General features: G+C 43.5%; 14 protein-coding genes. 11 read left to right on the forward strand and 3 right to left on the reverse strand.

The features are described from left to right. Positions 1-87: 87 nt before the first annotated feature. Positions 88-1,566, forward strand: coding sequence for an ABC transporter permease (locus tag DUK53_RS01095; RefSeq protein ID WP_036131284.1), 1,479 nt, complete (start codon positions 88-90; stop codon positions 1,564-1,566). Between the two features lie 13 nt (positions 1,567-1,579). Then, positions 1,580-2,266: an ABC transporter ATP-binding protein gene (locus DUK53_RS01100; RefSeq protein WP_036131281.1), complete on the forward strand. Its 687-nt coding sequence runs from the start codon at positions 1,580-1,582 to the stop codon at positions 2,264-2,266. A gap of 50 nt (positions 2,267-2,316) precedes the next feature. Here DUK53_RS01100 and DUK53_RS01105 read toward each other — a convergent pair whose 3' ends face one another. Next, positions 2,317-2,811 carry a cysteine hydrolase family protein gene (locus DUK53_RS01105; protein ID WP_036131277.1) on the reverse strand — a complete coding sequence of 165 codons (495 nt, stop codon included), beginning with the start codon at positions 2,809-2,811 and terminating at the stop codon, positions 2,317-2,319. Then, positions 2,801-3,253 (reverse strand): EVE domain-containing protein, encoded by a 453-nt coding sequence (locus DUK53_RS01110; protein ID WP_052164866.1) that lies wholly within the window; start codon positions 3,251-3,253, stop codon positions 2,801-2,803. Before DUK53_RS01110 ends, DUK53_RS01105 begins: the two co-directional genes overlap by 11 nt. Positions 3,254-3,654: 401 nt before the next feature. Here DUK53_RS01110 and alaS point away from each other — a divergent pair, with 401 nt between their 5' ends. From alaS to DUK53_RS01130, 4 genes are all read left to right on the forward strand, one after another. Continuing rightward, positions 3,655-6,285 carry an alanine--tRNA ligase gene (alaS, locus tag DUK53_RS01115; RefSeq protein WP_036092477.1) on the forward strand — a complete coding sequence of 877 codons (2,631 nt, stop codon included), beginning with the start codon at positions 3,655-3,657 and terminating at the stop codon, positions 6,283-6,285. 295 nt (positions 6,286-6,580) lie between these two features. Then, positions 6,581-6,850 carry an IreB family regulatory phosphoprotein gene (locus DUK53_RS01120; RefSeq protein WP_036061807.1) on the forward strand — a complete coding sequence of 90 codons (270 nt, stop codon included), beginning with the start codon at positions 6,581-6,583 and terminating at the stop codon, positions 6,848-6,850. Continuing rightward, on the forward strand, positions 6,847-7,263 hold the full coding sequence (gene ruvX, locus DUK53_RS01125) for a Holliday junction resolvase RuvX (RefSeq protein ID WP_036079225.1): 417 nt from the start codon (positions 6,847-6,849) through the stop codon (positions 7,261-7,263). Before DUK53_RS01120 ends, ruvX begins: the two co-directional genes overlap by 4 nt. Before the next feature lie 19 nt (positions 7,264-7,282). Beyond that, positions 7,283-7,576: a DUF1292 domain-containing protein gene (locus DUK53_RS01130; RefSeq protein WP_036079223.1), complete on the forward strand. Its 294-nt coding sequence runs from the start codon at positions 7,283-7,285 to the stop codon at positions 7,574-7,576. A 216-nt stretch (positions 7,577-7,792) separates the two neighbouring features. On the opposite strand, the gene DUK53_RS01135 is transcribed toward DUK53_RS01130, so the two are convergent. After that, entirely contained in the window at positions 7,793-8,416 is a 624-nt protein-coding gene (locus DUK53_RS01135) for a DedA family protein (protein WP_036092478.1), read from the reverse strand. A 176-nt stretch (positions 8,417-8,592) separates the two neighbouring features. Here DUK53_RS01135 and mltG point away from each other — a divergent pair, with 176 nt between their 5' ends. The 5 genes from mltG (at position 8,593) to DUK53_RS01160 (ending at position 12,959) form a co-directional block, all read left to right on the forward strand. Beyond that, entirely contained in the window at positions 8,593-9,660 is a 1,068-nt protein-coding gene (mltG, locus tag DUK53_RS01140; RefSeq protein WP_036131273.1) for an endolytic transglycosylase MltG, read from the forward strand. Positions 9,661-9,743: 83 nt separating this feature from the next. Beyond that, positions 9,744-10,394 carry an O-methyltransferase gene (locus DUK53_RS01145; RefSeq protein WP_036092481.1) on the forward strand — a complete coding sequence of 217 codons (651 nt, stop codon included), beginning with the start codon at positions 9,744-9,746 and terminating at the stop codon, positions 10,392-10,394. Then, positions 10,391-11,023 (forward strand): uridine kinase, encoded by a 633-nt coding sequence (gene udk, locus DUK53_RS01150; protein WP_036079211.1) that lies wholly within the window; start codon positions 10,391-10,393, stop codon positions 11,021-11,023. The genes DUK53_RS01145 and udk overlap by 4 nt, the downstream gene beginning before the upstream one ends. A gap of 185 nt (positions 11,024-11,208) precedes the next feature. After that, complete coding sequence (gene greA, locus DUK53_RS01155) at positions 11,209-11,685, forward strand: transcription elongation factor GreA (protein WP_036092483.1); 477 nt, start codon at positions 11,209-11,211, stop codon at positions 11,683-11,685. Positions 11,686-12,323: 638 nt separating this feature from the next. Beyond that, positions 12,324-12,959 carry a YrrS family protein gene (locus DUK53_RS01160; RefSeq protein ID WP_036131479.1) on the forward strand — a complete coding sequence of 212 codons (636 nt, stop codon included), beginning with the start codon at positions 12,324-12,326 and terminating at the stop codon, positions 12,957-12,959. Positions 12,960-13,013 lie beyond the last annotated feature (54 nt).

The following is a 13,013-nucleotide window of genomic DNA, read 5'->3' on the forward strand; positions in this document are numbered from 1 at the left end:
TTAAAATACCGCACACAGTTTGTTCATATTTTTTTCACACCTTCCGTCTAATCTATAGAAAGAGCAAGACGAAATGGAGGAAACGATATGAATTTTATCAAACGAGGATTACTCAGCATGAAAGCCAGAAAAGGACGAACGATTTTGCAATTATTCATTTTTACTATCGTGTGCGTACTTATTCTATCCGGATTCACGATTCAATCCGCAGCAAATAAAGCAAGCGAACTAGCAAGACAAGAGTTGGGCGGGGACGTCACACTAAGCGTTGACCGCGAGAAGCAGATGGAGGCGCAGCAAAAAGAATCGTCATCCAGTTCAGGTGGCACCACCGAGCGACGTATGTTCGAATCCACACCAGTAGCCGTTGCAGCAGCAAAAAAACTAGCAGAACTCGATCACGTAGCGGGTTACAATCTCTATTCCAACACTCAAGCCATGGCATCCGGTTTTGAGCCGATTGCATCATCAAATGATACATCCCAAACAGACGATTCCTCCACACAGCAAGGTCCAGGCGGCAACGATTCGAACCGTCCGCAAATGGTCCAAGCCGACCTAAGTGTATCCGGCGTTCTAGACTCAGCAACCGCAACAAAATTCAAAGCTGGAACTGACAAACTGGTATCCGGAAAAGCAATCACAGCAAGCGATGTCGACAAAAACGTCGTGATGATTGAAAAAACACTAGCAGAAGAAAACGACCTCAAAGTTGGCGATAAAATCAAAATCCAATCCAGCGACGAAGCAACAACAGTCGAATTAACAATCCAAGGCATTTACGAAACAACTGATTCAGGAACCGACGCAGCAGCAAACTTCTCCTTCCTAAATCCATACAACACGATTTATGTTCCATACACCGTTGCTAACACAATCAAAGGCAGCGATGCAAAAGACACTGTTGATTCCGCGATTTACTTCATGGATGACGCAGCAAACATCAGCGCCTTCGAAAAAGCAGCGAAAAAAGTAACAGCCGTCGATTGGGACACGTTCAAATTAGACGCCAATGACGCGACATATCAACAAATGATCGGGCCAATCAACAACGTAGCCGCTTTTTCTAAAAATGTTGTCTATATTGTATCCATTGCAGGCGCGTTGATTCTAGGATTACTCGTGATGATGCAAATTCGCGAACGTAAATACGAGATGGGTGTTTTACTCGCGATTGGTGAAAAACGCTCCAAACTCGTCGGCCAGTTCCTCGTTGAAATTTTGGTAGTGGCCGTTCTATCGTTCGGAATCGCCGCGGTGAGCAGTCATTATGTGGCGCAAGTTGTTGGAAATCAGCTACTAACCCAACAAAACGCGACCGCATCCGAATCGACATCATCGACAACAAACCAAAGAGGTCCAGGCGGAAATGGCGGCGGTCCAGGATTTGGCTCATCACTCACAGCGAACACCGCAGAAATCAAATCACTCGACATCCAAGTAAGCCTAGAAGACATGCTGAAAATGGGCGGAATCGGCGTCGGCATTGCCTTCATTTCCGTATTACTACCATCCATCCTAGTCCTTCGCATGAACCCAAAAACAATCTTAACCAAACAAGAATAGGAGCGTGACCTTCATGACAAAAATTCTCGAATTCAAAGGCGTAAGCTATGCCTATAAACAAAATGACAATCCAATTTTGGATAAAATAAACTATGACTTTGCAACCGGCGTTTTCTATACCGTTGTAGGCAGCTCAGGATCAGGAAAAACCACTTTCCTATCCTTGGCAGGCGGCCTCGATTCACAACAAGACGGCGATATTTTCTACAAAGGTTTATCCTTGAAAAAAATCGGCCTCAACAAATATCGAAACCAATACGTTTCTATCGTATTCCAAAGCTACAACCTGTTAACCTACATGACCGCGCTTCAAAACGTGACAACCGCAATGGAAATAACGCATGTAAATCAGCAAGACAAGAAACAATTCGCACTCGATATGCTAGCAAAAGTCGGTATTGACGAAAAAATGGCCCGCCAAAAAGTCCTAACATTGAGCGGCGGACAACAACAACGCGTTTCCATCGCCCGCGCGCTATGCTGTGAGACAGATCTCATCGTGGCAGATGAACCGACTGGGAATCTGGATGAACGCACGAGTAAAGAAGTTGTGACGCTATTCCAAGACTTGGCGCACAAAGAAGGGAAATGCGTTATTATGGTAACACACGATCCGGAAATTGCTAAGGTATCGGACGTTAAAATAACGATGAAAAACGGTAAGTTTGATGTGAAAGAACAAATGGTAGTTACAGTATAAACAAAATAAGCCGAATCGGATTTCTAGCATCTGATTCGGCTTATTTTCATCTATAAAAATGTCAAAAAACGCTTATCCCAAAGCGACTCATGATGCGCCATAATCGTTTCCGCATCCATCAAATCACTATCCGCCGTCGTATGCAACCTGCGCACCATATAACTGTCAAATCCCAATCCATGCGCAAATCGAACCGTTGTATCCACACAATATTCCGTCTGCGCGCCGCAAAACTCAATCTTCTCCACGTCCAAACCAGCAAGAATCGTCGGCAACTCCGTCTTAAAAAAGGAATTCGCATGCGTCTTATTCACATAAATATCATCATGTCGACAATCCAATTCCGGCATCAACGCCCACGCATCACTACCAATCACCAATTTCTCATCCACATGCTGCACAAAAATCACCGGTTTCCCCGCATCCCGATATATTGCAATCCGCTGATTCACGCCATCCAACACACGCTTCAAATCAGCTAACGGATAATCCGCAGAATTCACCCCGTTTTGCAAATCAATCACAACTAAAACATCACTCACCATCTGCCATCACACCTTTCGAAGACGCATATTTCATCGGCAAGCCCATTTTTTCAGCAATCGTTAAAAAGAAATCCTTATCAATCTCAAAATGCCCGTAACGCAAGGAAGAACGATATTTCTGCCAAGCTTCCAGTTGCGAAATCGTATGTAATGGCACTTGTTTTGCATCAGGGAAAAAGTCAATATCCTTACGATAAGGCACAAACGTCTCACTCATCGCAAACGGATAAATCTCCGCGCCCTTCACACGCCCAATCGCCGTAAAACACTGGCACTTTTCATCCTCACCCAGCATCTGTTTGGGACTATAATAAATCAACCAATCCCCAGGTTTCATCCGTTTCAGAGGTGCCTCTTTTCCATGACACAACTGCGAAAATCCACCTTCCACGCCAAGTTCCACGTGATCCAAAGAAGCCACACCAATCCAATATTTTGTCATTCGAGTCATCTTCTTTCGTTATTTTTTATCATAGACCCATTATAAAACGTATACCCATATAAAGTCCATTCAATAAAGTTTGACAATAAGCCACTATATCCTTTATAATTTCAAGTATCATACAACTAAAAATAGTGTGAGCTTAAAGAAACACGCCCGTTTGCAAGAGAAATGTTCCTATGGCTGGAAGAACATAAACGAGACAGCGATTTCTGTGCTACCTCACATTACGACTATTTTTCGTCTTATTCCGCGTTAAGGATTCTAAAGAGGTAATGATCAAGTCTTATATCATTGCAAACAGGGTGGTACCGCGAACATATTCGTCCCTGTATTGCGAGATGATATGAGGCTTTTTGTTTTGTAATCATACTCGCGCCAACCAAAAAGGAGGAAATAAAATGAAACAACTAACAAGTGCTGAAGTAAGACAAATGTTCCTAGATTTTTTCCAGGAAAAAGGTCATAAAGTGGAGCCAAGTGCACCGCTCGTGCCGATTAACGATGCATCTTTGCTATGGATTAATAGCGGTGTTGCGACATTGAAAAAATATTTCGACGGCAGCGTGATTCCAGACAACCCACGTATCACCAATGCACAAAAATCAATCCGCACAAACGATATCGAAAACGTTGGTAAAACAGCGCGCCATCACACATTTTTCGAAATGCTGGGCAACTTTTCGATTGGCGAATATTTTAAAGAAGAAGCGATTGTTTGGGCTTGGGAATTTTTGACGAGTCCGCAGTGGATTGGCTTTGATCCTGATAAATTATACGTAACGGTTTATCCAGAAGACGAAGAAGCGAAGACGATTTGGAAGGAAAAAGTTGGCTTGACGGACGATCATATTGTGCCGATTGAGGACAATTTCTGGGATATCGGCGAAGGTCCAAGTGGTCCAGATAGTGAGATTTTCTACGATCGTGGCGAGGCTTACGGCAACGATACGACTGATCCAGAACTTTATCCAGGCGGCGAAAACGAACGCTATTTGGAAATCTGGAACTTAGTATTCTCGCAATTCAATCACAACGCAGACGGCACGTACACGCCACTTCCAAAGAAAAACATTGATACAGGGATGGGCTTGGAACGGATGGTTTCGATCATTCAAGACGCGCCTACGAACTTCGAAACAGACCTATTCATGCCAATCATTCGCGAAGTAGAAGCGATTTCTGGTGAAAAATACGGTCAAGATCCAGCAACAGATACAGCGTTCAAAGTTATCGCTGACCATGTACGTACGGTAGCTTTTGCAATCGGTGACAGCGCCTTACCATCCAATGAAGGCCGCGGCTACGTGTTGCGTCGTTTGCTACGCCGTGCCGTTCGCTACGCTAAAAACCTAAATATTAACGAGCCATTCATGTATAAATTAGTGCCAGTAGTCGGCAAAATCATGAACAGCTACTATCCAGAAGTAGAAAAACAAACCGAGTTCATCCAAAAAATCGTGCGCACCGAAGAAGAACGTTTCCATGAGACTTTAAATGAAGGCTTGGCGATTTTAGAAGAGATGATGGCAGCAGCAAAAGACTCTGGTCAAATGAATGGTGCCGATATTTTCAAATTATATGACACGTTCGGATTCCCAGTCGAGCTGACCGAAGAATACGCGGAAGATAACGGTCTAACCGTCGATCACGCTGGTTTTGAAGCAGAAATGGCAAAACAACGCGACCGTGCTCGAAATGCGCGCGCTGACGTCAAGTCCATGAGCGTCCAAACCGAACTTTTAACAAGCCTGACTGAAAAAAGCGTGTTTGTTGGCTATGAAACAACGACTGTCGCAACCGAAGTTCTCTATATTATCAAATCCGGTGGCTTAGCAGAAAGCGCATCACGCGGCGATAAAGTCCAAGTTATTTTCAAAGAAACACCGTTCTACGCTGAAAGTGGGGGTCAAATCGCGGACCAAGGAACCATTAAGAAATCCGGTTTCACCGCAGCCATTCTCAACGTCCAAAAAACACCAAACAAGCAAAACATCCATGAAGTGCGTATCGAAGAAGGTAGCTTGAACAAAGGCGATCACGTAACACTTGAAGTAGACAAAGCATCCCGCCACGGCGTCGTGAAAAACCATACAGCGACCCATTTACTACACCGCGCGCTAAAAGACGTTCTAGGCGATCACGTCAACCAAGCTGGCTCACTCGTAGAACCGAATCGCTTGCGTTTTGACTTCTCTCATTTCGGCCAAATTACAGACGCAGAATTGCAAAAAATGGAACACATCGTTAACCGCAAAATCTGGGAACAACTCGCAGTAGACATCAAAGAAATGCCAATCAAAGAAGCGAAAGAACTCGGCGCAATGGCTCTATTCGGTGAAAAATATGGCGATGTCGTCCGCGTTGTCCGCATTGGCGATTACAGCATCGAGCTATGCGGTGGCTTACACGTTGGCAACACATCCGAAATCGGACTTTTCAACATCATTTCCGAAAGCGGCATCGGAGCAGGAACACGCCGTATCGAAGCAGTCACAGGCGAATCCGCATACCGCTTCCTAAACCAACAAGAACACTACCTAAAAGAAACCGCACACTTGCTTAAAACAACACCAAAAGAAGCACCACAAAAAGTAGAACAATTACATCAAGAAATGCGCGAATTAAAACGCGAAAACGAATCACTACTTTCAAAACTAGCAAACGCAGCAAGCGCAGATATTTTCAGCAATCCAGAAGATATAGGTGGCGTAGCAGTCATCGCGAAACAAGTAAACGCGAAAGACATGAATCAGTTACGTCAATACATGGACAACTGGAAAGAAACAAAAGCAAGCGGCATTTTAGTTCTTGGCGCAGCGCACGACGATAAAGTAAGTCTCATTTCAGCTGTTTCCGAAGACCTCATTAAAGAAGGTTATCACGCAGGTAAACTGCTAAAAGAAATCGCGACACGTTGCGGTGGAAACGGCGGCGGACGCCCAGACACAGCACAAGCAGGCGGTAAAGACCCAGAAAAACTAGCTGGGGCGCTAGCTTATGTATCTGAATGGGTCGCTGCCCAACAATAGGGTCGCTCAGCGAAGCGAGAACAGCTTATCTTCGTCGTTAAAGATTCCGTTCCAGTGCTCTCGTACGCAAGTACGCTCCGCACCTGGTACTCATCTTTGCCTAGAATATAAGCCATTCTCGCTCCGCTGAGGTTTGGCGTTTCAAGTCATGTTAGAGACAATAAAAAATGAGACAAACTGGCTGGCATTTATAAGTTGTCAGTTTGGCTAGCATCTTCTTTGTTATTTTTCGCGACTTAGTGTAAAATGAAATGTGGACAATAGCGATAACAATGGGAAAGAGGTGCTGATCAAAATGGCTTCTGATAAAACAATGTTTTATAGTTTTGGCGACGATTCGATTGAAGAGGATGTCAAAATTCTGATGGGAAAAGTGTATGTTGCCCTAGAGGAAAAAGGATATAACCCGATTAATCAGATTGTTGGTTATTTGCTCTCTGGTGATCCAGCTTATATTCCGCGCCATAACGATGCTCGTAATTTGATCCGCCGTCTAGAGCGCGATGAGATTATCGAAGAATTAGTAAAGGCGTACCTAAAAAACAATAAGATTGGTGACAAATGAGAACAATGGGATTAGATGTTGGCTCGGTGACTGTTGGTGTAGCCATTAGTGATGAGCTAGGCTGGACTGCACAGGGCATTGAGACAATCACGATAAACGAACGCGCGAAACAATTTGGCTACGATCGCGTGAAAGAGCTCGCAGCAGAGTACAATGTTACAAAAATTGTAGTCGGTTGGCCAAAAAATATGAACAATACGGTCGGTGAACGCGCAGAAGCATCTGAAAAGTATGCGGAAGTATTGGAAAATCGCACTGGAATCCCTGTAGTTTTATGGGATGAGCGCTTGACCACTGCCGCAGCGGAACGGACGTTGCTTGAAGCCGATGTTAGCCGTAAGAAGCGTAAGAAAGTCATTGATAAGCTTGCAGCCGTAATGATATTGCAGTCTTATTTAGATTCAAATAATTAATTAAAAAGAGGTGTCCATTATGACAGAAAATCATGAACATGATCACGAACATATCACAGTAGTAGACGAAGACGGTAACGAGGAGCTATACGCAGTCCTATTCTCGTTCAATTCCGATGAGTTTGAGAAATCTTACGTACTTTATTATCCAGAAAGCGCAGAAGACGAAGAAGAAATCGAATTACAAGCGTCTTCTTTCATTGAAAACGAAGACGGCACACAAGGCGAGTTAAAGCCTGTGGAAACAGAAGAAGAATGGGATATGATCGAAGAAGTACTAGCGACATTCTTAGAAGACGAAGACGCCGAATAATCTTTCAGAGGGACAACAAACGCGCATCTGCGTTGTTAAAGTCTGTGCTCCGATGCTCACGTATAAATATACGCTCCGCTTCGGTGCTCGACTTTGCCTAGCATCTACGAATTTGTCGTCCCTCTGAGGTTTTGCGTACGAAGTACGATTTTTCGATAACACAAAAGAAGCTGGGAAGTTAGCGCCATTACGTGCTAATTCTCCAGCTTCTTCTTTTTATGCGCTTGTCTTGCGTTTCTTAATGATCTTCACGATTAAGTACACGACAATCACCACTAAGAGTGCTAGCATGGCGTAGCTGATGGGGCGGGTGTACTGTTCGACCACGCTCCAATTGGCGCCTAACTTGTAGCCTAAGTAGGTTAGGAAAATGTTCCATGGGATGCAGCCTAAAATTGTATACGTGACGAATTTCCAAATGTTCATGTTTGCAATCCCAGCTGGTAGTGATATGAACGTTCGGATGACTGGCAGGATGCGGCCGAAGAACACTGCGGATGCGCCGTATTTTTGAAACCAGTGTTCGGCTAGGTCGAGATGTCCGACGTTTAGAAAGATGTATTTTCCAAATTTTAAAACGAGGGCCCGACCTCCGAATTTGCCGATGTAGTAGGCGATTAAGGAACCAACGAGGTTTCCTGCGATGCCAGCTGTGACCACGAGCCAGAAATTTAGGTCGCCTGCTTCGGCCATGAAACCACCGAATAGCATGACAACTTCGCTTGGCAGTGGGATGCAGACGCTTTCGATAACCATCGCCCAGAAGATGCCCCAGTGCCCGAATAGGTCGATTAAGGTCATGACGAAATTTTGCAGGGCTTCAATAATGGAATGTAACATAGATAGCCTTCTTTCGTTCGGATTGAACCGTTTAATGATGCTTCCTTATTATAGCTAAATTTGTCGGAAACGTCACGAATTTATATTTTTTGCCGAATGTGGTTGAACTATGGTAGTGATTACCGTTATAATAGATAGGGAAATGTTTTGCATAGACGAATGAAAGAGGTTTAGATATGAAAAAATCCAAGAGCAAAATGATCACGATTATTATTTCAAGTATTGCCGTGGTACTGGTTGCGCTGACTGTTGGAGGCTATTTCTACGTTGATTCACAACTCCAGGCTGTTAATGCGTCGAGTAAGGAATCAATTATTGTAGATATTCCTAAAGGCTCCAAAGTATCGGAAATTGGCGATATTCTTCAAGAAAATAACGTGATTAATAGTAGTATGATTTTTACATACTATGTGAAATATAAAAATGAGACGAACTTAAAAGCGGGAAAATATAAATTGAGCCCATCGATGACCGTCGAACAAGTGGTCAATGAATTGAAAAAAGGTCAAGTGATTGCGCCAGCTAGACTCGTGATTCCAGAAGGGTACTCCTTGGATCAAATCGCGGATCGCATGGTAGCCTATAAACCGGAATTAAATAAAGCCGATATTTTAAAAGTAATGGATGATAAAGCGTTTGTGAATGAATTGATGACGGCCTATCCAGATACGGTCACAAAAGACGTGTTGGCGCCAAATATCAAGCATCCACTAGAAGGTTATTTATATCCAGCGACGTATGAATTTACAGGCAAACCAGACATTAAAGCGATGGTGAGCGACATGGTTAAAGCAACAGACGCCAATATCGCCAAATACAAACCAGAACTCACGAAACAAAAAATGTCGGTGCATCATTTCTTAACGATGTCCTCCCTCATTGAAAAAGAAGCAACGGCAAACGTCGATCGTAGCAAAATTTCGAGTGTTTTTTATAATCGTTTGAAAGAAGGCATGAGGCTACAAACAGACCCGACAGTGCTTTACGCGCTTGGTAAACATAAATCGCGTACGATGTATGAAGATTTAAAAGTGGATTCTCCGTATAATACGTACAAAAACAAAGGCTTGCCACCCGGCCCGATTTCGAATAGTGGCGAAACATCAATGGAAGCCACATTGCATCCAGAAAAAACGGATTATCTTTACTTCTTAGCGAATACAAAAACAGGTCAGGTTTACTTTTCAAAAACGCTAGAAGAACATAATAAATTAAAAGAAGAACATATTACAAATAATCAATAAATAGACACGATAAGCGTTTGTTTTTGGCCTTGATGGTCGGGAACAGGCGCTTATCATTAGTCTGTTAAAGGGGATTTAGAGCAGTGAATGATACGTTAATTCATAATTACTTGCTTTCACATATTCCAGAGCGCAAGCCGTTCTTCATGGAGTTGGAAGCTTATGCAGCGGAACACGAAGTACCGATCATGGAAGTTGACTCGATGCATTTTATGTTACAAATTATGCAAATTCAGCAGCCAAAGAGAATTTTGGAAATCGGGACAGCGATTGGTTATTCGGCATTACGGATGGCAGATGCGTTGCCAGATGTACATATTGTCACGATGGAGCGCGATGAAGCGCGCTATGACCGAGCTTGGCACAATGTCCACGCATTTGGCGCGGAGGACCGGATTGAGGTTCTTCTCATGGATGCTTTGGAAGACAGCTCAATTGTGCTAGAAAAAGAGAATTTCGACGCGATTTTCATTGATGCCGCGAAAGCCCAGTACGCCAATTTTTTCAACGTATACATCGATAAATTGGCTCCGGGCGGCGTGATTTACAGCGATAATGTGCTTTTTAAAGGATTAGCGCTACATGACTCGCCGCGAGCGCAACAGAAGCAACGCGTTTCTAGAAAAATGCGGGAATTCAATGATTGGCTTTTGCAAAATCCAGATTTCATTACGACGACCGTTCCTCTAGGGGATGGCCTTGCGATTAGTCGCAGAAAGGAAGGCGCAAAGTGACGAAGAAAAAGCCGATAGTAGTAGGCGTGACGGGCGGTAGTGGTTCAGGAAAAACGAGTGTGAGTAAGGCGATTTACGATCATTTCACCGGGCATTCGATTTTGATGTTAGAGCAAGATTTTTATTATAAAGATCAAGCAGAAATGGCTTTTGAGGAGCGTCTAAAAACGAATTATGATCATCCTTTGGCGTTTGACACGGACCTTTTAATTCGTCATATCAAGCAATTATTGCGCTACGAGCCAATCGATAAACCGGTGTACGATTATGAGCTCTACACACGTTCTAGCGAGATTATTCACCAAGAACCGAAAGAAGTTATCATATTGGAAGGCATTCTAATTTTGGAAGATCCGAAGTTGCGAGACCTCATGGATATCAAGGTTTACGTCGACACAGATGATGATATTCGGATTTTGCGACGGATGGTGCGCGATGTCAATGAACGCGGCCGGACAATGGAATCGGTGATTGAACAGTATCTGGGCGTGGTTAAGCCGATGTATCAGAAATTTATCGAACCAACGAAAAAATACGCCGACATTATCATCCCAGAAGGCGGCGAAAACAAGGTTGCCATCGATTTAATGACGACAAAAGTAGCGACAATACTCGAAATGAACCGATAATACAACGCTACGACTTGTAATTACACGCAAATTAAGATAAAATTTCACTATTGGACAAAAATTTGCTGGACATTCCCTGAGAATCGTGTTAATCTTTCAGGCGTAAAGTAAATACATGTTGAGGCGCGGAAAAGAACAGACTTCCGTGCTTTTCAAATAACATAAAGATGAAGGAGAGAAAGAATTTGGCTACAGAAAAAGTATTTCCAATGACACTAGAAGGTAAAGCAAAATTAGAAAGCGAACTAAATGACTTAAAAACTGTCAAACGTAAAGAAGTAGTAGAACGTATTAAAATTGCCCGTAGTTTCGGCGATCTTTCGGAAAACTCCGAGTACGATTCCGCAAAAGACGAGCAAGCTTTCGTAGAGGGCCGCATTACAACGCTTGAAAACATGATTCGCAACGCGCAAATCATCGATGCCAGCGCTATGAGTGGCGAAGTAGCACTAGGAAACACCGTTACTTTCAAAGAACTTCCAAACGGCGACGAAGAAAGCTACACAATCGTAGGAAGCGCAGAAGCAGACCCGTTCGAGGGACTTATTTCCAACGACTCACCAATCGCCAAAGCTCTACTAGGCTGCAAAGAAGGCGACGAAGTATCCATCCAAACACCAGGCGGCGAAATGAACGTCAAAATCACAAAAATCAGCGCCTAATATGCTGAAATGAATAAACGCAATACCTCAACGAAGTGAGAAAGATTCATATTCTAGGCAAAGACGAGTATCAGGTGCGGAGCGTACTTGCGTATGCGAAAACTGGAACAGGGTCTTTAACGACGAAGATAAGTCGAAATAGAAACTTGAATAAATGCAACACAACAAAATAACGCAAAACCTCAGCGAAGCGAGAACGGCTTATATTCTAGGCAAAGGCGAGTACCAGGTGCGGAGCGTACTTGCGTACGTGAGCACTGGGACGGAATCTTTAACGACGAAGATGGGGCGAAATGGAAACTTGAACAAACGTAATACAAGAAAATAACGCAAAACCTCAGCGAAGCGAGAACGGTTTATATTCTAGGCAAAGGCGAGTACCAGGTGCGGAGCGTACTTGCGTACGTGAGCACTGGAACAGGGTCTTTAACGACGAAGATAAGTCGAAATAGAAACTTGAATAAATGCAACACAACAAAATAACGCAAAACCTCAGCGAAGCGAGAACGGCTTATATTCTAGGCAAAGGCGAGTACCAGGTGCGGAGCGTACTTGCGTACGTGAGCACTGGAACAGAGTCTTTAACGACGAAGATAAGTCGTTCTCGCTTCGCTGACCTAGGTAAGGTGGTGGCATATATGGACAAGAAAACACAAAAGGAAGAGCAACGGCGCAGTGCCCAAAATCATGTGGAAGCATCACGCTCTGAGCAAAATAGTAAACATAAAAGAACGAGTATTACTTTGAACGTTTTAATCATACTGATGAGTTTGGCGATTATTGGTGTTTTATGGCTTGTTTTTTTTTTAACGGCTGATGATTCGGCGGATAAAGTAGAAACAAAGCCTAAAACGGAACAAACGCAAAAGGCGGATGAAGCGAAAAAGGATGGCTCGAAAGCGAAGGACACCGAGAAACCGAAAGAGCAAACGACGGAGACCAGCGATGATCCTAATGTGTCAGAAGTCATTAAAAAAGATTGGAAAGCTGTTGGGACGGAACAAAAAGGTGATCACGTGAATTCCTATGAAATGGATAGTCAGGATTGGAATGAGAAAGTGAACGCATTTTCTGAGGCGACAGGTATTGATAATGGTGACATGACAATTTGGTATGTCGGTCGCGGTGATGAGCCTGCCACACAATCTATTGGAACGATTTCAACAAAATCTGATCCAGATAAAGCTTTTCGAGTATATATTACTTGGGTCGATGGGGCTGGATGGCAACCTACAAAAGTAGAAGTGCTCAAAACGAATGATAAAAGAAACTGATAAGACTGTGTTTCGGATTGGTTTATCCACTTCGAACGCAGTTTTTTTAAGGGA

The organism is Listeria sp. SHR_NRA_18, assembly GCF_003856515.1.
In the GTDB taxonomy this organism is placed as follows: Bacteria; Bacillota; Bacilli; order Lactobacillales; family Listeriaceae; genus Listeria_A; species Listeria_A newyorkensis.